Annotated in this window: 15 protein-coding genes; 4 read left to right on the plus strand and 11 right to left on the minus strand. The window is 61.9% G+C overall.

What is annotated here, in order from left to right; genetic code table 11:
* The 5 genes from VA599_RS06420 to VA599_RS06440 all read right to left on the minus strand — a co-directional run bounded on the left by VA599_RS06420 (position 1) and on the right by VA599_RS06440 (position 6,778).
* Positions 1-1,764, minus strand: coding sequence for an ABC transporter ATP-binding protein (locus VA599_RS06420; protein ID WP_166439565.1), 1,764 nt, complete (start codon positions 1,762-1,764; stop codon positions 1-3).
* Positions 1,754-3,496, minus strand: a complete 1,743-nt coding sequence (locus VA599_RS06425) for an ABC transporter ATP-binding protein (protein WP_346787994.1) — start codon at positions 3,494-3,496, stop codon at positions 1,754-1,756. Before VA599_RS06425 ends, VA599_RS06420 begins: the two co-directional genes overlap by 11 nt.
* A gap of 67 nt (positions 3,497-3,563) precedes the next feature.
* Positions 3,564-4,481, minus strand: coding sequence for a bestrophin family protein (locus VA599_RS06430; protein ID WP_346787995.1), 918 nt, complete (start codon positions 4,479-4,481; stop codon positions 3,564-3,566).
* A gap of 96 nt (positions 4,482-4,577) precedes the next feature.
* Positions 4,578-6,416: a lipoprotein N-acyltransferase Lnb domain-containing protein gene (locus VA599_RS06435; protein WP_346787996.1), complete on the minus strand. Its 1,839-nt coding sequence runs from the start codon at positions 6,414-6,416 to the stop codon at positions 4,578-4,580.
* Entirely contained in the window at positions 6,416-6,778 is a 363-nt protein-coding gene (locus tag VA599_RS06440; RefSeq protein WP_021478321.1) for a hypothetical protein, read from the minus strand. The genes VA599_RS06435 and VA599_RS06440 overlap by 1 nt, the downstream gene beginning before the upstream one ends.
* A 737-nt stretch (positions 6,779-7,515) precedes the next feature.
* Between VA599_RS06440 and VA599_RS06445 the strand changes: the two genes are divergently transcribed.
* Together VA599_RS06445 and VA599_RS06450 are read left to right on the plus strand one after the other, a co-directional pair.
* The gene (locus VA599_RS06445) at positions 7,516-8,160 is read left to right on the plus strand and encodes a hypothetical protein (protein WP_104945506.1); all 645 of its coding nucleotides are present in this window, start codon (positions 7,516-7,518) and stop codon (positions 8,158-8,160) included.
* 49 nt (positions 8,161-8,209) lie between these two features.
* Complete coding sequence (locus VA599_RS06450) at positions 8,210-9,292, plus strand: radical SAM protein (RefSeq protein ID WP_346787997.1); 1,083 nt, start codon at positions 8,210-8,212, stop codon at positions 9,290-9,292.
* Between the two features lie 26 nt (positions 9,293-9,318).
* On the opposite strand, the gene VA599_RS06455 is transcribed toward VA599_RS06450, so the two are convergent.
* On the minus strand, positions 9,319-9,678 hold the full coding sequence (locus tag VA599_RS06455; protein WP_021478318.1) for an NADH-quinone oxidoreductase subunit A: 360 nt from the start codon (positions 9,676-9,678) through the stop codon (positions 9,319-9,321).
* A gap of 552 nt (positions 9,679-10,230) precedes the next feature.
* On the opposite strand from VA599_RS06455, the gene VA599_RS06460 reads away from it, so the two are divergent.
* Positions 10,231-11,709 carry a hypothetical protein gene (locus VA599_RS06460; RefSeq protein ID WP_346787998.1) on the plus strand — a complete coding sequence of 493 codons (1,479 nt, stop codon included), beginning with the start codon at positions 10,231-10,233 and terminating at the stop codon, positions 11,707-11,709.
* Between the two features lie 31 nt (positions 11,710-11,740).
* On the opposite strand, the gene VA599_RS06465 is transcribed toward VA599_RS06460, so the two are convergent.
* A complete protein-coding gene (locus VA599_RS06465; protein ID WP_346787999.1) occupies positions 11,741-12,148 on the minus strand; it encodes a hypothetical protein in 408 nt (135 codons plus the stop codon).
* Positions 12,149-12,380: 232 nt separating this feature from the next.
* Positions 12,381-12,785: a DUF1484 domain-containing protein gene (locus VA599_RS06470; protein WP_346788000.1), complete on the minus strand. Its 405-nt coding sequence runs from the start codon at positions 12,783-12,785 to the stop codon at positions 12,381-12,383.
* Positions 12,786-13,054: 269 nt separating this feature from the next.
* Between VA599_RS06470 and VA599_RS06475 the strand changes: the two genes are divergently transcribed.
* On the plus strand, positions 13,055-13,318 hold the full coding sequence (locus VA599_RS06475; protein WP_346788001.1) for a helix-turn-helix domain-containing protein: 264 nt from the start codon (positions 13,055-13,057) through the stop codon (positions 13,316-13,318).
* 686 nt (positions 13,319-14,004) lie between these two features.
* On the opposite strand, the gene VA599_RS06480 is transcribed toward VA599_RS06475, so the two are convergent.
* The 3 genes from VA599_RS06480 to VA599_RS06490 form a co-directional block, all read right to left on the minus strand.
* Complete coding sequence (locus VA599_RS06480; RefSeq protein ID WP_346788002.1) at positions 14,005-14,700, minus strand: methyl-accepting chemotaxis protein; 696 nt, start codon at positions 14,698-14,700, stop codon at positions 14,005-14,007.
* Positions 14,697-15,002 carry a hypothetical protein gene (locus VA599_RS06485; RefSeq protein ID WP_346788003.1) on the minus strand — a complete coding sequence of 102 codons (306 nt, stop codon included), beginning with the start codon at positions 15,000-15,002 and terminating at the stop codon, positions 14,697-14,699. Before VA599_RS06485 ends, VA599_RS06480 begins: the two co-directional genes overlap by 4 nt.
* 1,774 nt (positions 15,003-16,776) lie before the next feature.
* Entirely contained in the window at positions 16,777-19,629 is a 2,853-nt protein-coding gene (locus VA599_RS06490) for a DUF927 domain-containing protein (protein ID WP_346788004.1), read from the minus strand.
* Between the last annotated feature and the right edge of the window lie 9 nt (positions 19,630-19,638).

Here is a 19,638-nt window from a genome sequence, read left to right on the forward strand (position 1 = left end):
TCACGCGTCTTCTTCCTCCGGCTGCAACTGCTGCAGCAGGTAGAGCTTGTGGTAGATGCCGCCGTGCCGCATCAGCGCGTCATGGTCGCCGGATTCGGCGATGCGGCCGTGGTTGAGCACGACGATGGCGTCGGCGTCGCGGATGGTGGACAGGCGGTGGGCGATGGAGATCAGCGTGATCTTGCCGGCCAGCCGCGCCAGCGCCTGCTGCACCAGCTGCTCGGTTTCGCTGTCGATGCGCGAGGTGGCCTCGTCCAGCAGCAGGATGCGAGGCTTGCCCGCCAGCGCGCGGGCGATGGCGATCAGCTGCTTCTGGCCGCTGGACAGCCGCGCGCCGCTCTCGCCCATATCGCTGTCGTAGCCGTTTTCCAGCGACAGGATCAGCTCGTGCACGCCGGCGGCGCGGGCGGCAGCCTCTATCTCGCCTTGCGGCAGGCCGCGGCCCATGTCGATGTTTTCGCGCGCGCTGGCGGCCAGCAGGAACGGGTCTTGCGGCACCAGGCCGACGCCGGCGCGGAAGGCGGCGTCGCCGATGTCGTAGAGCGGCTGGCCGTCGACTAGGATCTCGCCTTGCTGCGGCCGGTAGAAGCGCAGCAGCAGCGACAGCAGCGTGGATTTGCCGCTGCCGGTGTGGCCGACGATGCCGATGAAGCTGCCGGCCGGAATATCCAGGCTCAGATCGTGCAGCACCGGATGCTCGGCCTGGTAGCCGAAGCGCAGGCCGCGGAAGCTGACCGCGCCGTCGGCGATATGGCCGGCTTCCGAGGCTTGCGGCGCGGCCGGCTCGGCCAGCAGCTGGCTGACGCGGCTGGCGGCCACCACCGCCTGCTGCAGCTGGCCGAATTGCAGCGTGATCTGGATCAGCGGCTCTACCACCCGGCCGATGTAGCCAACGAAGGCGTACAGTACGCCGATCTCCAGCCCGTCCAGCGGGCGCTGGCCGTAGCTGTGGATCACCGCGACCAACAGCAGCACGTTGAGCAGGTCCAGCGCCGGGCGCAGCAGCCAGGCGTTGGCGCGCAGCTCGCGCAGCCGCGCGTGGTAGTAGCGCTGGTTGGTGTCGTCGAAGCGGCCGATGAAGCGGCCCTCGGCGTTGCTGGCTTGCAATACCGAGATGCCGGAGATGGATTCCGCCATCTGGGCGTTGATGTCGCTGCGCAGCGCGCGGGCGCGGGCCACCGATGGCGCGCTCAGCCGCTGGTACAGCCACACGATGGCGAGGGTGGCCGGGAACAGCAGCAGGGAAACCAGCATCAGCCGCCAGTCCAGCCAGGCCATCGCTGCCAGCGCGCCCAGCACCACGATGCTGCTGTTGAGGATGACGAACAGCGCCTGCACGTACAGCGCTTTGACGGATTCGGTGTCGTTGGTGACGCGGCTGACCAGCTGGCCAGTGATCGCCTTGTCGAAGAAGGCCATCGGCAGCCGCATCACGTGGCCGTACACCCGCTCGCGCAGCCGCAGCACCGCGCGCATCGCCACGCCGGCCAGCCGCACCAGCTGGCGGTAGCGCAGCGCGGCGGCGGCCAGGCCCAGCAGCAGGCTGCCGGCCAGTAGACCGGCGATGGCGCTCCAGTCCAGCCGGTGCGGCAGCAGGTAGTTGTCTATGAATACCTTGCCCAGCAGCGGCGCGCCGGCTTCCAGCAAGGCGGCGATCATCAGCCAGAATCCGCCCCGCCACAGATGGCGGCGGTCCGGACGGGCGGCGTCGATGAGCAGGGAGACCGCTTCGCGGGTTTGCAGGCGGTTGGCGTCAGATTTCATCGAGGCTGGCCTCCAGTTGTTGATAGCGCCATTGGCTGGCGTACCAGCCGTTTTGCCGCAGCAGCTCGTCGTGGCTGCCTTGTTCGGCGATGCGGCCGTGGTTCAGCGCCACGATGTGGTCGGCGTCGGCCACCGCCGACAGCCGGTGGCTGACGATGATGACGCTGCGGCCGCGCCGCGCCTCGTGCAGATGGCCGAGGATGCGGCTTTCGGTATCGGTGTCCACCGCCGACAGCGCGTCGTCCAGCAGCAGCAGCGGCGCGTCGGCCAGCAGCGCGCGGGCGATGGCCAGGCGTTGGCGCTGGCCGCCGGACAGGGCGACGCCTTTTTCGCCCACCGGCGTCGCGTAGCCTTGCGGCAGCCTGAGGATGTCGTCGTGCACCGCCGCCAGCCGCGCCACCCGCTCGATCTCCTGCGGGCCGGCGTCCGGCCGCGCCAGCGCGATGTTCTCCGCCACGCTGGCGGAGAACAGGAAGGCTTCCTGCGGCACCCAACTGATCGCGCCGCGCAGGGTGTGCAGCGAGTAGTCGTCGATGTCGGTGCCGCTCCAGCGTATCGCGCCCTGCTGCAGCGGATATTGCCGCATCAGCAGCTTCAGCAGCGTGGATTTGCCGCTGCCGGTGGGACCGACCACGCCCAGGGTCTGGCCGGGCGGCAGTTGGACCGACACCTGGCGCAGCGCCGCGGCGGCGTCTGTCGAATAGTGGAAGGTGAGGTCGTCGAAAACCAGCGCGCCGGGCGCGAGCTCGGTCCGGCCGCCGTCATCGGCGACGTCGGGCTCGGCGTCCAGCACCGGCTGCAGCCGGCGCCAGGCGGCGGCGCCGCGCTGCAGCAGCGACAGCACCCAGCCGGCGGCGAACATCGGCCAGATCAACTGCACCAGGTACATGCTGAAGCTGGTGAGCGCGCCTATGGTCAGTTGGCCGTGCCAGACCAGGTAGCCGCCCAGCGCCAACGCGATGGCGGTGGCGGTGACCAGGGCGACGCCGACGGCGGGCTCGAACGCGGCCTCCCAGCGCTGGGCCTCGAAGCTGCTGTCCGACGCCGCAGCCGCCAGCCGGGATAGCTCGGCGTCGTTGCGCGCCTCCAGCCCCAGCGCGCGCAGCGTGCGCACGCCGGACAGGGTTTCCTGCACGTGGTCGTTGAGCTGGCCGAAACGGGAGAGGGCTTCGCCCCATTCGCGGTGGATGTGGTCGGAAATGCGGGCGAAGGCCCAGGCCATGAAGGGAAAGGGCAGCAGCGCCGCCAACGCCAGCCGCCAGTCCACGCCCAGCGTCATCATCGCCAGGACCAGCGCCAGGGTCAACAGGCCGTCGAAACCGGCCAGCATCGCTTCGCCCGCCGCCATCTCCACCGAATCGATGTCGTTGGTGGCGCGGGCCATCAGGTCGCCGGTGCGCTGGCGCTGGAAGAAGGCCGGGCCTTGTCCGGCCAGGCTGCGGTACAGTTTGCCGCGCAGCTCCACGCCCAGCTTGTATGAGGCGGTGAACAGCTGCAGCCGCCAGCCCACGCGCAGGGCGTAGATGGCCAGGCCCATCGCCAGCAGCCGGCCCAGCTCCATCAGCAGCGCATCGCCGGACAGCCGCCGCGTCACCAGCGCGTCGACGATATGGCCCACCTGGCGCGGGATCATCACGGTCAGCACCGCCACCGCGGCCAGCATCAGCGCGGCCAGGATGTATGAGCGCCAGTGGCGGGAGACGAAGCTGAACAACAGGCGGGTCAGGGACATGGCGGCGCCGGGAATAGTTCGGAACCGCCCATTCTATGCAAACTCCAATGTCATTGCCACCCGACGCTCAGTGCAGGTATACGCCGCGCTTGGGCGGCGGCGGCGCTTCCATCGGCAGGCCCTGCATCTCGCGCAGCGACGATTCGATGGTGTGGCACAGCGTGGACAGAGGCAGGTCGTTGCCCTCGGTGCCGAACGGCTCCTCCAGCTCTTCGGCGATCTGCTCCAGCGCGAAATAGGTGTAGGCGATGAACACCGCGATCGGCGGCGTTAGCCAGCCTATGCTGCTGGCCAGTCCGGCGGGCAGCAGCAGGCAGTAGATGGTCACCGTGCGGTTCAAGAGCACGCGGTAGGTGAAGGGCATTGGGGTGGTGGCGATGCGCTCGCAGCCGCCCAGGATTTCCGACAGCGTGTTCAGATTGCGGTCCAGCGCATGCCATTGCAGCTCGCTCAGCCGCCCCGCGCGCTGCAGCCGCTGCGCCTCGCGGCCCAGCCAGGCCAGGATCAGCGCCGGGCGGAAGCCGCCGGCCATGATCCGCTCCCGCTCTTCCGCCGGCAGCAGCCGTTTCAGGTGCTGGTCGGCGTCGTCGCCGCGCAGCTGCGCCTTCAGCGCGTAGGCGAACGCGCAGGCGGCGTCGATAAAGCGGCGGCTGTCGGCGTCGTCGCCCAGCGCCGCCAGCATCTGCCGCCCCAGCGAGCGGCTGACGATCAGCAGACTGCCCCACAGCTTGCGCGCTTCCCAGAAGCGGTCGTAGCTGACCGAGTTGCGGAAGCCGAGAAAAATCGCCAGCGACACCCCCAGCAAGGTGAAGGTGGGGATGCCCAGCGACGACTCGCGCAGGCTGGCCAGCCACCAGTGGCGGATGGAGGCGGCGGCGATGGCCACCGCCAGCACCAGCATCAGCCGCGGCAGGATGCGCGGCAGCACCGAGCCTTGCCAGACGAACAGCAGGCGGAACCAGGACGGAATGTTGCGGACTATCATGGCGGAACAGGCGGGATGGGTACGTTAAAATGGTACACAATAATCCCGGCCAGGTTGTTACGTGTCGGGAATATTTCCGCTTCGCCCGCCCGTTTTTCAGAACAGCTGCTTGTAGCCCAGCTGCCATTCGCGGCGGACGCGGTCGCCAGACTGCTCCTGTTTCCAACTGGCCGACAGGCTCTGGTTCCGGTTCAGGTAGCGGATCTGCCGCAGGCTGACGCGGCTGAATGCGCTGCCGCTGTCCGCCTGATTGAAATGCCGGCTGACCGACAGCCAGGTTTTCATGTCCCATAGTTCGCGCACCATCACGCCGCCTTCCAGTTCGCCAAAGGCGTAGCCTTGCCTGCCGGCGGTAGCGAGCCCGCCGCCCGCCAGCGCGTAGAAGTCCGCGTCGCGCTGGACGCGCCGGGCCAGGCCGAGCGCGCCGTTGATCTGCGCGACGGACCGTTCCTGCAAGTTTTGATCCAGCTGCTGTTGGTAGGCGATGTTCAGCCGTCCCGCCAGACCGCCGGCGATCGGGTCGCGCGGCAGCAGGGTCTGCATGCCGTACAGCACGAATTGCCGCAGCCTCGGCGATCCGCCGCGCAGAGGCATCCGGAACGTCGGGGCCAGGATTTGCAGCTCGTTCTCCTGGTTGTAGCCGCGGTTGTCGTCGTCCAGGCGGTGGGAGGCGGGCACCAGGCTGATTTCCAGGTTGTCTTCGCCGTCGCGCCGCAGCCAGGACAAGCTGGCCTGGGAGGAGGGCGGCGTGAACATCGGACCGAATCCCTTGCCCATGTCCAGAGACATCCCGGGGTAGCGCTCCCGCTCCAGGGCTTCGAGCCGCGCGGCGTTGGACAGCCAGCGTTCGCGGGCCAGCTGTTGTTCCAGGTACAGGTGCTGGTTGAGCGCCTGCGCGTGCTGCAGTTGCAAAAAGCCCTCAGGGTTGGGCGGCTGCGCCAGGTCGGCGGGTATTTCGCCCTCCGCCAGCGCGCGCTGGTTTTCCCGGCGGCGGGCGGCGGGCAGCGTTTCATCCAGGGTCCGCACCAGCCAGCGGCTGGGCGCGATCATCCTGCTGGCCTGGATCAGTCCGGCGTCGCTCGCTTCGCGCACCAGCTCCATCGGCGCCAGCCAGCGCTTGGCCGGCAGCGGCTTGCCGCTCAATCCCATGATGAAGTGGATGACAGTCGCGCAATTGTACTTCTGGAAAAAATAGGTCAGCCGCGCCCGCTTCAGTTCCAGCAGGTGCAGCCGGACCAGCTCGCGCTGCCAGGCGTCGAACGACAAATCGTATTCCCAGACGCTGCGCTGCTCCTGATCGACGTAGCGCCGCAATTGCTCGTGATAAGGCGACAGCGCGAAGTAGCCGGTCTTGCCGATGAGCAGGCTGTCCACCAGCAGCTTGGGCAGGTTCCAGGTATCGGCGTCGGTATAGAAGGAGATCGCGTGTTCCAGGGGTTTTCCGTCCGGCTGCGTGCCGGCAATCTTCAGGAAAGCATGCCCCAGCATGCTGGCGGGCAAAGCCTGGTTTTCGCTGGCGAATACCAGGCTGATGCGGTCCATCGGCGCGCGCGCGCGGAAATCCGCCACTTCCCGGCATTGATCCAGCGGCAATTCCGGCGCGTCCAGCGTTTTTCGCAGCCACCAGTAGCGGGCAGGGAAGCGGCAGACCGCGTCCTGAGCGCCGCCGTACAACAGGCGCAGCGTCGCGTCGAGCTCCCGGGCTGCGGAGAAGGGCTGGCCGGAGAGGAGAAAATCCGGATCGGCGACGAGGGGCTCGCCATTCTGGCTATGCAGCAGAGATTGCCACTCTATGGTTTCGGCCAGACGCGCGGAGCGAGCCGTGGCGATCAGCTGCTCGGGCAGGCTGTCTTCGGCCTGGGCGCACTGTCCCGCCAGCAAGCAAAAAAGGGCGGCAATGCTGCCGCCCTTGGCGATGATATCGCGTAGATTCATTATTTCCGGCAAGAAACAACGATGTTGTCCGAGTACTTCCACATTTTTTCGGTGGAGTAGTCGGTGGTGGAGCCAAATGCACCGCCGCTCAGGATGTTGATGAAGAATTTCGGATCGACCGTTTTTTCCGCGACGGTTTGCTGAGCGCAACCTTCGGTTTCGGTCATGATGATCTTGTTTTTGTTTTCACGCTTCAGGTCGACGATGCCGGGCGCTTTGAATGCTTGGCCATCGATGGTGCCCTTGATTTCAGTGCCGGTGGAGCTGGACACGTTAACTTGTTGGGTTTGGTCGTTCAGAATCGAGGCGCAACCGGTCAGGCCGAGGGCCAACAGGGCGGCGGGCAGCAGCAAGTGTTTCATTTTATTTTTTCACGGAAATTAAGGCGGGAATGCCTAGCTTTACGAGGGTGTCCCCGTAAAGGGCGTTGATGCTAATTGAAAAAATATTGGGGCGCAACTTGAATTATTTACCAACCAGATTGTTGCGAATCTGATTTTTTACTGCCGCAGGTAAATCACACTTTACGCATGTAAATTTTTCTGAATATTTGAATTGTTTTAAGTACGCCGAGTGAATTCTGAGTATGCCATTGATGATGGCGTCTCTTTTAAGTTAGAGCATATATTTTAATTTTATAAATTGAAGTAATTGCTCTTTATTATATTTCGTCTTTGCGATTTGTATTGGACGGAATTACCTTTAATGAATTCCGTTTGGCATTTTTGTTCCACTGGGTTTTTCATGTCGGCGCAAGAGCTTAATGTAGTTTTTGCTCTAAATGGCGGTGAAGCGCTCTGCGCGCGATGCTTGCTGTTTAAGCAGCCATGGCCAATGGCATGGGAGGCCGGCGCATTCTGGCCGCGGCGGCGCGCCGGGGGGGCGAGCGACGCCAGCCGTTGCAGGGCGAAGATATGGCGTAACTGTCATAAAGAACAGGTTGTTCTGATAGTGATGGTTCTATCATGAACGAATTGCGCAAAGGGGATGTCCGCGCGGCCAGTTCTGGGCGCGCGATGTGCCGCGGCGATGCGGACGGCGGCTCCGCCGTTTTCACGCCACCGCCGCGGAAGTTCCGTGTTCCCTAACGGGAGGCATCATGAAGACCACCACCATCCAACCGATCAAGTCCGCGCGGAGCGCGCCGCTGGTTTTGCCGGCCGCGCAGCTGCGCAACAATGCCCAGGCGCTGTTCGCCCAGTTGGACAAGGATCCGGCGGCGCGCGCCGAATTCATCCGCAACCCCACCGGCGTGTTGACGGCCAAGGTCAGCCAGCGCCAGCTGCCTGCCCAACAGGTGTCAGACGTCAACCGTCTGCTGTTTTCCATGCTGGCCAACGACGGCTTCCGCCAGTGGATGGACGATTATCCCGCCAGTCCGGCAGGCAAGCCGGTCAGCGAGGAGCAGTTCAGCAAGGACTTCGCCGCCGCCGTGCTGAAGTACGCCGACGCCGACCTGATCCGCGCGATGTTCAAACTGGCCAGCGACGGCTTCGGCCTGCCGGGTTTCGGCAATTCCGCCGAACAGCTGCTGATCGGCCCGGAAAAGAGCGTGGCCACGCCGCCGGCGACGCCGTCCACCTCGGACCAGACCCTGCGCTCCAGCCAGAACTTCAATGGCTTCGCATCCGGCTTGCCGTTTGGTTTCGGCGGCGTGGCCGACGCGGCGCTGCTGCGCACGGTGATCGGCCAGCTGGTGGACCAGGCCAAGCAGATGCAGGCGGCCGGCCAGCTCAAGGTCTGAACTCGGGCCGCTGCGCGCGTTCTCCGCGCGCCGCGGCGGGAGATCGCTAATGAACCTGCCTGTTCCCGGCCTGTTTCGCGGGCCTAAGACCTTATCCATCATGCCCACTTACGCCTGCCCGGCCGCTTGCGAACACTGCGCGTCGATGAGCCATCCCAAGGCGCGAGAGAACCTGGCGCTGCAAGCGATGTTGTCGGCGATAGACCAGGCCAAGGCGCTGGGTTTCTACAACGTGGTGTTCACCGGCGGCGAGGCCACGCTGCGCTGGCGCGATCTGCTGGCTGCGATCCGCCACGCCAGCGGGCTGGGCTTTCCGGTGCGCTTGGTCAGCAACGCCCACTGGGCGGTCAGCGTGAAAAGCGCGGACCGCCGGCTGGACGCGCTGCTGGAGGCCGGGCTGACCGAGATCAATTACAGCACCGGCGACGAGCACGCGCGCTTCGTGCCGCTGGAGCGGGTGGTGGAAGGCTGCCTGGCCGCGGTGCGGCGCCGGCTCAAGGCCTGGGTGATGGTGGAATTGCGCGCCGCGCGCGCGGTGACCGCCGCCTCGGTCACCGGACATCCGCGCATCGCCGCGCTGGCACCGGAGGACAGGGCGCTGATCGAGATCGTCGAAAGCCCGTGGATGCCGCTGGACCCGGGCCTGCTGGAGGACTACCCGCCCGGCGTGGCCGCCGACAACCACAATTTCAAGTCTTTCCGCGTCTGCTCCAATGTGCTGCAGACCTACACCATCCAGGCCGACGGCCGCGTGGGCGCCTGCTGCGGCATCGGCATGCGGCAGATACCGGAGCTCAGCGTGGCCACCGTCGATCAGCCGGACTTCCTGTCCCGCGCGGTGGAAGCGGCGGAAGGGGATTTCCTCAAGCTGTGGCTGCATTACCTGGGGCCGGAGCGAGTGCTGGCCTGGGCCGCCGCGCGCGACCCAAGCATCCGCTGGGAAGGCATGTACGCCCACCATTGCCAGGCCTGCGCCCGCATCTACCGCGACGAGGCGGTGCGCCGGCTGGTGCGCGAGCACTATGAGGAAATGATCGCCGAAGTGCTGCAGGCCGCCTGGCTGGACGAGCATCACGTGCCCAGCCAGTCGCGCGGGATGGCCGAGAGACGGCGGGCCTGCGCGCAGGCTTGAGCCGGCGGATCAAGCCTGGGGCGCGCTCAATCCCACTGCAGCGCGCCCTTTTTCCATTCGTAGACGAAGCCGATGACCAGAATGGCCAGGAACACCGCCATCGCGCCCAGGCCGAACAGGCCCAGTTCATCCTTGAGCGTCACCGCCCACGGGATCATGAAGGCCACTTCCAGATCGAACAGGATGAACAGGATGGCCACCAGGTAGTAGCGCACGTCGAAGCGCTTTCGCGCGTCGCCGAAGGCATTGAAGCCGCACTCGTACGGCGACAGCTTTTCCGGGTCCGGCCGGTTGGGGCCGAGCAGCTTGCCCAGCATCAGCGGCAATACGCCGACCAGAAGGCCGACCAGGATGAACAGCAGGATGGGGAAGTAATTCTGCAGCATGGTTCAGCGGGTTCCTGCGCGGGTGGGGAAACAGGAATAGACCGCCGCAGGCCGCCGAGTGCCGCGGCAAACGGTAAAAGTTTGGTAAAAGCCGGATGGCATGGCGGGAACCGCCGGCCATAACAAAGGCCATCCTGTGGATGGCCTGAGTTGATGTTGTCGCGCAGAGCGCTGGCAATCTGGCGTCGCTGCCGCCTGTCGTCTCGCAGTGTGACCGTTGCCGGAGTCCTTGCCGGAATAGCGGTCTGGTGGGTGCTGCGGATGGCGGTGTGGCGCGGCGCAACCAATCAGAATGCGGGATCGGAAGGTTCGCCTGAGTTTGCCGGTATGCGTCGCTCCATGGTGAGATGATCGGGACTTCTTGTGCTTTATATCGGTCTTTTATAGCCATCCTAAATAGCTGTTTTTCTTATTTTTTGTTACGGCTGGTACGTTTCTTGTCTGGGCCGTTTGCCCTTGTCCAGCTGGCCATGCTGCCACGCCGCCATCCTTCCGGTTTCCCTTCGTCGCTGTTACGGTTATGTCGTTGTCAAAATGCGAATGGGAGCGAATGTGAAATCGATACTGGCTTTGGCCTGCCTGCAACTGTCGCTGGCGCTGCTGCCGCTGGGCGCGCGGGCGGAGGCGCCGCTGGGCGCGGCGCAGCAAAAGACGAATTACCAGGCGACGCGCGCCTATTACCAGCAGCTGCTGGCCGACAAGGGGCGAGGGGCCGAACTGGGCATGCTGATGAACATGCTGCCCAAGGGCGGCGATCTGCATCACCACTACACCGGCGCGCTGTACGCCGAAACCTATCTCGATTGGGTGGACAAGCAGAAGTACTGCGTCTACCAGGCCACGCTGAGAATAGAAACCAAGCCGGAGCAGGCGCAGCCGGGCGCGCCGTGCCTGAGCGGCAGCCAGATCAAGGACGACAACGCCTTGTACCGCAAGCTGCTGACGCTGTGGTCGGACAAGGATTTCGACAACCACAGCCATGACCAGCCGCCGCCGGACAAGCAGTTTTTCGATACCTTCGGTTATTTCGGCGGCGTTTCCGGCTATTCGCCGCGCGAGGGCCTGCAGCTGCTGAAAACCCGGGCCAAGGCGGAAAATCTGCAATATCTGGAAACCATGCTGCGCGGCGCGCCGTCCGGCAACAGCGCGCTGGCCGCCAATCTGGACAGCCTGGCGCCGGACGCCGCCCCAGCCGCCATCGAACAGGCGCTGGGCCAGGCCGCAGCGGCGCTGGCGGCGGACGCCTCCACCGCCGAGCAAGTGCAGCGCTACCGCCAGGACTTGGCAGGCTTCGCCCAGGGCATGGACGACGACGACTTCACGCTGCGTTTCCAGACCTATGTCTCGCGCAACAACAAGCCGTCCGTCACCTTCGCCGGCCTGTACGCCGGCTTCGCCGCCGCGCGCGACAACCCGCTGGTGGTGGGGCTGAACATTGTCGGGCCGGAAAACGGCATCGTGGCGATGCGCGATTACGCGCTGCACATGCGCATGATCCATTTCCTCAAACAGCGCTTTCCCGACGTGAAGCTGGCGCTGCATGCCGGCGAGCTGGTGCTGGGCATGGTGCCGCCGGAAGGCCTGCGCGACCACATCCGGCTGGCGGTGGAGCTGGCCGGCGCGCAGCGGATAGGCCACGGCATCGACGTCGGCCATGAACGCCGGCCGGACAGCCTGCTGAACGAAATGCGCCGCCGCGACGTGGCGGTGGAAATCAACCTCACCAGCAACCAGTTCATCCTGGGCGTGCAAGGCGCCGCGCATCCCATCCTGCTGTACCGCAAGTACGGCGTGCCGTTTGTGATCTCCACCGACGACGAAGGCGTGTCGCGCAGCGACATCAGCAATGAATACCTGCTTTACGTCAACCGCTACCAGCCCTCGTACGACGAGTTGAAGCGCACGGTCTACAACAGCATCCGCTATTCCTTCCTCAGCTCGGCGGACAAGGCGCGGCAGAAACAGCGGCTGGAGCAGCGCTTCGCCCAGTTCGAAGCGCGGGCGGCGGAGCTGCGCAAGATGGGGCGTTGATGCGGAGCGGAAACAAGGGGGCGGCGGGAAATCAGCGCGGCGGCAGCCGGCTGATTTCCATCACGCCGGCCATCTCGCTGTAATAGAAAAAGTCCGACACATTGTCTTGCAGCCAGGGAATGTCGGCGCGAACGCGCTTGGGCACCTGGCAAAACAGATCGTCGCCATTGCCGGCGCATTGCGCCGCCGCGCTGCCCGCCGCCGGCCATCCCATCCTTTGCCAGAAAACGGCCCGTTCCTCTGCCGATAAGTTGCGCAGCGATACGGGCGGGGCTCCGTCATTGCCGCTCAACTCTAGTCCAGCGCCATCCTGGCGCAGGTTCCAGACGGGTTCGCCAGTTTGCGCTGTGTATTCGTGGCCGTATGCCCCGGCCGGAAAGTCCTGAGCCTGGACGAAGCCGCAGCACAGCAGCAGGAAGGTGGCGATGAGTGGTTTCATGGCGGCGTCGCTTGATTTGGAACGGCGGATTATGACGGTAAACAGGCTGACGGGCCATTGGCGGCGGGGCGGCAGGCGTGTCGTAAATGTAGAAAGTAGGGTGCAATACCCGGCCAGAAATCTGCCGATGCAGCTACCTGTCAGCCGGACATGGCACCGCCCGGCAGATCGAAGAGACCAAAACAGCCAGTCGCAGTGAAGCGGCTGGCTGTTGGCTTTTACGGGGCAGGGCTTACAGCACGCGGGTAAGCAGGGCTAGGGACTGGTTCATCCGTTTATCCAGCGGCGCCAGCAATTCCTTGATGCGGCTGGACGGCAGGCGCACGTCGTCGCCCAGGCAAGCCAGAAGATCGATCACGGATTGCAAACCCAACTGGCCGTGGGACAGGTGGCAGATGGACTCTACCACCGCCTGCTCGATGTCGTGGCACAAATGCGCCACGCGCGCGGCAGGTGCCTGATCCTTGCCGGCCAACTGCTCTTGCAAGGCGGCAAAGGCTTCGTGCAGCCGGGTCATGGCCAATAGACTGGGTGGATGAGTGGGGGCGTTGTTGTTCAGCAGCCAGCGGCTGCGGGCGGGGTGATGGTTCTTCAGGGAAAGCGCGAGATGCGACGAACTGCGGGTGATGCTAGGCATGGCAAAACCCTCTTTTCATTGAGCGTTGTCGTGGCTGGCGGACAAGGCTCTGGACGTGGTCAAGGCAGAGCGATAGCGGCAAGACGTTTATGAATCACGAAACGGGAGTCTTCTGCATAAGCGCCTCCATGTGTGGCTGCTACAGCAGCACATAGCACATAATGAGTGTCATGAAGATATCAATAACAATCAAAAAGTCACTTATAGTTATCATTTTGCAAATCATACCGTGTGGTATCAGCACAAGCAAGCGCTGATGCTATCGGGGTATGGAAAACACAACGAAACCTCTGACCGCCCGCGCGGTTTTCGCCCGCAACCTGCGGATCGCCAGACGGCTGAACGACGTGTCGCAAGAGGCATTGGCCTTGCAGGCGGGGATGAGCCGAACCTACGTTTCGGAGATCGAACGGGGCGAGCGCAATGTCTCCATCGACAATATGGGCGCATTGGCCGACGCCTTGGGCGTGGCGTTGAGAGACTTGGTGGACCCGGAGATGTTTGGCGGGCTGCTGGAGAAAGCTAACAAGTAGCAACAGGCTGATGTGTCAGCGTGTTGTTAGGCACTTCTTATGAATCCGCTGCGCGGATGATGATTTGGATTGCCGGGGCTGCCCGGCGCCAGGGAGGGGATATTTGCGTGGCCAAATATCCCCTCCACCCCTAAAGGCCACCCTGCAAGCCTGGCCTGCGGCTTCCCGCCGGGGCCCGTCAGGCCCGAGGCGCGGCTGAACTCGTCCCGCGCTACCGTCGCGGGACTCAAACAGGCAGCCGCTTAAAACCTCGGGCCTGCCACCCGTCGGCAGGCTTGAAGGGACTGGGGCGCGTCGCAAATGTGCTTGCACTTTGTGAGCAATGAACAATGAGCAGTGCCAGGGTATTCCTTGAGGGGTGTTTACTAGGCTGCTGAACCGAACCGACTCATCCTTGCCCCATCAGCGCAAGCCGACTCCGAAGCTATTTTCAAGGTTTTAAGACGCCGGTTGTTCGACGCCGCGCGACGCTAGCGCGCGGCTAGTTCCGGCGGCTCCTTGAAAATAGCTTTGGAGGCGGGGTTTCGCAGCGCTGTTGGGTCGCCTTTTCTTTCGTCCATTTCTTTTGGCGAAGCAAAAGAAATGGACCCGTCCAGCCGGGCGGAACCGGCACCTAAATATTTGTCCGCGAAGCGGACACAAGGCCTTTAATGACGCGGTGGACGTTAGACTTCGCATTGGGCTATCTATTTTAAATGATGTGAGGAAAGGTTGCTAACTTCGTTAATTGAGTTTGCTGTTTGTGCGCTATCTTCTATCACTTGATTGAACATCGTAAGCAATGCGCTAAGTTTGGCGTTATCTAATTGGTCATGTTCTGCTACGTGTGCTTTGGTGTAGCTTGTTAAGCTTTCTATTAAATTTCCTAAATCGTTTGATATTTCCGATATTATTGCTTTTGTCTCATGACTTGCCTCAGCAGCTGCTGGTGGGTGCATAGTGCTTATTTGCAGCTGAGACTCTAAGAGTTTTATCTCACTTGTTGCCTGGGTGGTTCGATCTGCCAGCCGCCTAACCTCTTCTGCTACAACTGAAAATCCATGTCTATTTTCCCCTGATCTGGCAGCTTCAATAGCGGCATTTAGTGCGAGTAAGTTGATTTGATCAGTAGCTGCCGATATCGATGCTGTTACTTCCATATAATCTACCGATTTAGACGGTATGCTTTTTTTGAGTTGTGCTTTTATTGATTGAACTTGTTCTTGCAGACCATGTAGTGCGATGTTTTTTTTATGATCGAAGTCAGGTGTTTTATTTTTTGATGATCCTTGCCTGTTTGTATCAGCTTCACGTATGGATTCATAGGTGGCGATCTCTTCTCGAGATAAGTTTGTTAAGCCAATCCAGTGAAGGAGTTTTAGAATGTACGGTGGGATAGTCATTTTGAAGACTCCAAGGTATTCTTTACATGTCGTGTGACAAAATTACGAATGGCTTGGATGATAGATGCCCATGAGATTCCTATGAGAAATCCGGATAAAAATAATCTGTCTGATAGGAAGTGGGAAAAAACTTCAATTGTTGAATTGAGGGCAAGTGCTGTGATGAATCCCCCGGCTATTTCGCACATTGCCTTAACAATATAATTATTATTTTTGTAGTGCTCATTTAATAGGCCGAGAAGGAATGTTACTAAACCTCCTGCTGCTCCTCCAAGGGCAGCATAAAAGATATTAGATACCACCTTTCCCTCTCTTTCATATTGCCATAGCTCTCTATTTATTAGTCATAGATGTTATTTTCCTTTATGCAAGCCTAGGGATTTTGCATACTATTACATCATTTCTATGCGTTCTTTCAGATATTCAGGGCCGTAAGTTGGACTGAGTAACGCGAAGCCCAACGTTTACCGCGAAAACTTCCAAGCACAGAGACCGTTAGCGAACGTCAGTCTCCACAAGCACTTGTGGAATGGGGAGCGCGAGCAGATAGGAGTAGCCTCATCGAGGCAGGCAGGGGAAGAGGGCATCTTGGATGCCGATGGCGAAGCCAACCTTTCTCCCCGATTGGGGAAGGCGGCTCCGGCCCGAAATGAACAACAAAAAACCGCAGGGCTTGAGCCGTGCGGTTGTTTGCTTCGCTTGATGTCTTGTGGTGCCCAGAGTCTCTATCGAAGTGTTGCGTAAAAGCCGCATGGATAAAGGATTCTAGTCTGCGTGAAAAAGCTAATGGTACACAAAATGGTACACGAAACGATGGCACTGAGCTTTGCGGCGGGCTTGCATGGGTGCTTTTCGAGCAAAGCGTTTGTTTTCGCCAGCTAGCACCGCTCTGAAGGGGGAGGGCGGGAGTCAATGAGGTAGTATGACCTTTTTTGTCGTTTTCCTGTCTGCAAGCTCTCCTATCGTCCCTCCTGCTTAACCCCCCCCTCCTTGAAAATCTCTCTCCATAAAAATCTGTAGTTAGACACTCGGTCTTGTAGATCGGAGAATGGACTTTTCGTCCCCCTCCCTATAGCCGAAATTTGGTTAAGCACGGCCCTACTGTCGGCTTGACGATGGCTTTTTTAAGGGTAGGAAGCTTTTTTGTCATCTGGTATGTCGATTGCCGCATGATGGCCCGATTTAGACCCCCCCCTATGAATTTTCAGCTTGGCCAAATGTGGGGTTAGGCACGCGGTTTTGCCTTGATGCTATTCCTGAAGGATTTCACCCCCCTACCCACCATCGTTTCACTAACTCTTGATAGCTGTCGCTAGTTAGGTGTCGTAGGTTTGACTACCCATGTCTTCTCCTTATTGTTAGGGGCCCGGCCAAAATAAACAGCTTGCCACAGTTCATGCCGCGACTGAGAGCATTTACCCTCCCTTACGGTGGTTTTCCTACCCTGCTTAAAAGAGATAGTGACGATGGTGACGTAGTGACATCATTGATTTAAAAGGATATTTCAATTTATTGCATGGTGACAAAAGCCAATTGTCACTAGTGACAAGCTGAATGCAATCAGGGTGGGGCGGCTTTACTGGCAACTTGCAGGGAAATGCTGAGGCTGCAATACATAAGGGATGTCTAAGTGGCATCTTTATTACTGTTGTGATTCAACGTGATTGTTTGCAAGGTAGGAAGTCAAAACCCGGTAGCGGCTGAATGCGCCGCACCTGGTCTTCATAGGCTTCCCACGCCCACGTGGCTATTTGTTGGGCATCTTTCGGTGGCATGGCCATATGCCAAACGCGGCCATGGTCGTTAAGATCAATGCGCCATAGCCAAACCTTCCCTAGCGCTACCCCGATCCGGCGCTTGAAGCATTGGCAGTATCCGGCCAAGTCAAAGCTTGCGGGTCGCTGATATGCGCCGCAGTGCTGGCCATCGCAGGCCTGGCAACCGCGACAGAGCAAGGGCAAGCCCTCTGTCGCCGGGAGCAGCGCCCCGGCTAGTTCGGAAGCCGCTGCGCTGCCATCGGGTGATGGCGTGGTTTCGGACTGGTCCTGTGGCAATTCGGCAAACCACTCAGCCAGATCAGGCGGCATCGTCGAACTCCTTCGCGTTGTCTGCGAACAGGGCGGATGTGACGCAATACACCTTGGCCCGGCCGCTCTTGCTGTATTTCGCTTCCGGTGTGGTGCGGACTTGCAGCATATTGCCCGCGCCCTTGGTGGTTTCCAGCGCGCCGCGCGCGGTCAGCAGCTTGCACGCCCGGTTCACATCCATCCCGGCGCATACTTCGGAACGGAAGCTTTCCGGCAGCACGTAATACTTGATCAGGCCGGATAGCTTGTCCTTGAGCCGGTAGCCGCAACGGCTGATGGTCTTGGGCGCGTGGTCGTCCGGGTCCGGCGCGTGGCCATCGTGTTCGTGAAGAATGCTTTCATTGGACAGCCGGGTGAAGCGTGCTTCGCCGTGCTGTTCGAAGAACAGGCGCACCTTGGCCAAGATGTCCTCATCCTCGCGGTTGCCTGACGTGCCGCGCATCTTCAGCCAATCGGCAAAGCATGTCTTGGCGGCTTGCCATGCGGTCCCCTTGGGCCAGCCAGTCACGCCCCAGGCGCTGGCCAGCTCGCCGGCAATGCCTACTAGGGCGAAGCGGGCGGCGGCGCGGTGCGCTTGGCCGTGGGCCTCGCCGGGCAAAACTTCGCTGTCAAAGCGCGCCAGCTGCTGGCGGATCAGCCCGGCCAAGCCATCTTTTTCTTGCACCAGCCGTTCCAGATAGGCGCGCGCGGCGCTGCCGTGCTGCTGGATCACCGATGCCTTGATGTGGTCGGATAGGGCTTGGCCGCTGTCCTTGTCATGCAGGGTGTCGAACAAACCGAAGCCCTGGCCGGCGTCGGCTTGAATCGCCAACATGCGGATTTCCATACCGGCCTTCATCTGCTGCTTGGCCTCGGCCATGTGGGCGGCTAGCGTCTTCTCGCCAGACGATAAGAACAGCACGCGCCATTCCGCCACGGCTCCCCGGCTGCCGCCCTTGTCATTGGCCCGGCTCTTGCCGCGCCCATTGCCCAGCATATAGACCGCTTCGCCGATGATGCGGGAGTCGCACTGATGGATTTCATCCAGCGTCAGCAGGCAATCCGAATACGCGGCCGCGATGGCCTCTAGTGCGTTATCGGTGGCGCGCCAGGTTTGCAGATAGCCCGGCCCGCCGAATACGCTGGCGGCGGCCTGCAACAGCGTGGTCTTGCCTTGCGAGCTGTCGCCGTAGAAGTGGAAGCCGCCAGACTCGCTGCCCAGGACGCCCAGCAGCGGCCCGGCGAAAGCGCTGGCCACTGAGAAGGCCAGCCGGCTGTTGCCGATGCAGTAGCGTGCCACCTCGTTTTGCCAGCCTGCCAGGCTGCCGATGCATTGCATGGCTTCGCGTTGTTTCTGTGCCGCTTCGAAGATCAGACGCTCATCGTTTTGGCCAAGTTGGATATCCGGCAGCAAGAACGCGGCATCATGCCAGCCCAGGCGCGGCACGATGGTGGCGCGTTCGTTGCCATCGTAGCGGGCCAGATATTCCAGCAGTCTTTGCCGGGCCTTTGGGCCCGCGCCCAGCAGCAGGCCGCGCGACAGCAAGCCTTTGATCACTTCCGCCCCTTCGCTGGACGCCAGCTGTTCGGACGGGATGTTCCATTCCTTGATGTTGCCGTCCGGATCAGTAAAACGTACCAACAAGCCCCAGCTGCCGGCGTTCTTGTCGCGAGTGCGCGCCAGGATGTCCAGCTTGCTGCAAATCCATAGCGGCGTGTCCATGTCCTCGGTCTGGAAGTAGACGCCGCGTTCCGATACCTTGAAGGGATTGCCCAGGGCGGACGGGGCCGGGCGCGGGGATGCGCTGACCGTAGGTGTGGCGGCTTCTGCTTCCGGTGCACCTTCCAGCAACAGATGCAGATGGGCCGCTGTCCAGCCCCGCGCCAGGGCGTCGGCGGCGTCATCGCCGCTGTCCCATTGGCCCCCATCCAGCAAGGCAGGGGCTTGGCTCGCATCGCTGGGGCGGTAGGTTTCGAATCGTTCGACAGGGACATGGCTGACAGAGGCCGCGCCGACTGTGGCCAATTGTGCCGCGACGGCGGTCGCCGCTTCCCAGCCCGGTGCGTCGTAGTCGCGCCAGATCAGGCAATGACGGCCGGCCAATGGTCGAAAGTCGGCCTTGTTGACGGCTTCCGCGCCATTCATCCAACACACGGAGACATGGTTTGGCAGCAACTGCGCGGCGGCATCGGCGGCCTTCTCGCCTTCGCAGATCACCACCGGAGCATCCGGCCGGGCGGCCAGACGATCCAGGCCATACAGTGGGCGCGGCGCGTTCAGGTTCTTCCAGCGCCAGGCAGTCTTGCCATTGTCCGCGTCTTTCCAGACGGAGAGCGGGAAATAGTCCTTGCTGCGGCCATTCTGGCCTGGTTCCAGACGCACCACGAACACCAGGGGTTGCCCGGCGGCATCGTTATAGCGCCAGAATTGCACCGGTCTGCCGGGATGATGCGGCTTGCTGCGCGGCATCTTGCCCATCAGCGCGGCCGGGATCGGCAATACCGCCTCGGCGGTGGGAAGCGCAGCCGGCAGCGGCATAGGCGCGACAGCGGCAGACGCTTCGCCGTTCACGATGCCCAGCAAACGGGCCAAGTCCTTGCAGGCTTCGCCCTGGCCGTAGGACTTCAAGTAAGCCACCAGGGCAATCACGTCGCCTCCCTTGTCGCCGCTGGCGAAGTCCGCCCACACGCCCGTATTGGCATTGATCGAGAACGAGCCATAGCCATCGTCATTGCTGCGAGTCGGGTTGATCATCTGGATTTCGTGATGCACCTGTTTCCAGTGCACCCCGGCCCAATCCAGCACGCGGGGCAGGGCGGCCAGGGCGGCGGCTTTGACCAGTTCAAATGGCAGCAACTTCATACGGTTTCC

It is taken from the genome of Chromobacterium indicum, assembly GCF_039708975.1.
Classification (GTDB): Bacteria; Pseudomonadota; Gammaproteobacteria; order Burkholderiales; family Chromobacteriaceae; genus Chromobacterium; species Chromobacterium piscinae.

What these genes read in the sequence shown, in the direction of transcription:
- VA599_RS06420 (WP_166439565.1), bottom strand. Translation starts at nt 1,764, where the DNA reads ATGAAATCTGACGCCAACCGCCTGCAAACCCGCGAAGCGGTCTCCCTG.
- VA599_RS06425 (WP_346787994.1), bottom strand. Translation starts at nt 3,496, where the DNA reads ATGTCCCTGACCCGCCTGTTGTTCAGCTTCGTCTCCCGCCACTGGCGC.
- VA599_RS06430 (WP_346787995.1), bottom strand. Translation starts at nt 4,481, where the DNA reads ATGATAGTCCGCAACATTCCGTCCTGGTTCCGCCTGCTGTTCGTCTGG.
- VA599_RS06435 (WP_346787996.1), bottom strand. Translation starts at nt 6,416, where the DNA reads ATGAATCTACGCGATATCATCGCCAAGGGCGGCAGCATTGCCGCCCTT.
- VA599_RS06440 (WP_021478321.1), bottom strand. Translation starts at nt 6,778, where the DNA reads ATGAAACACTTGCTGCTGCCCGCCGCCCTGTTGGCCCTCGGCCTGACC.
- VA599_RS06445 (WP_104945506.1), top strand. Translation starts at nt 7,516, where the DNA reads ATGAAGACCACCACCATCCAACCGATCAAGTCCGCGCGGAGCGCGCCG.
- VA599_RS06450 (WP_346787997.1), top strand. Translation starts at nt 8,210, where the DNA reads ATGAACCTGCCTGTTCCCGGCCTGTTTCGCGGGCCTAAGACCTTATCC.
- VA599_RS06455 (WP_021478318.1), bottom strand. Translation starts at nt 9,678, where the DNA reads ATGCTGCAGAATTACTTCCCCATCCTGCTGTTCATCCTGGTCGGCCTT.
- VA599_RS06465 (WP_346787999.1), bottom strand. Translation starts at nt 12,148, where the DNA reads ATGAAACCACTCATCGCCACCTTCCTGCTGCTGTGCTGCGGCTTCGTC.
- VA599_RS06470 (WP_346788000.1), bottom strand. Translation starts at nt 12,785, where the DNA reads ATGCCTAGCATCACCCGCAGTTCGTCGCATCTCGCGCTTTCCCTGAAG.
- VA599_RS06475 (WP_346788001.1), top strand. Translation starts at nt 13,055, where the DNA reads ATGGAAAACACAACGAAACCTCTGACCGCCCGCGCGGTTTTCGCCCGC.
- VA599_RS06480 (WP_346788002.1), bottom strand. Translation starts at nt 14,700, where the DNA reads ATGACTATCCCACCGTACATTCTAAAACTCCTTCACTGGATTGGCTTA.
- VA599_RS06490 (WP_346788004.1), bottom strand. Translation starts at nt 19,629, where the DNA reads ATGAAGTTGCTGCCATTTGAACTGGTCAAAGCCGCCGCCCTGGCCGCC.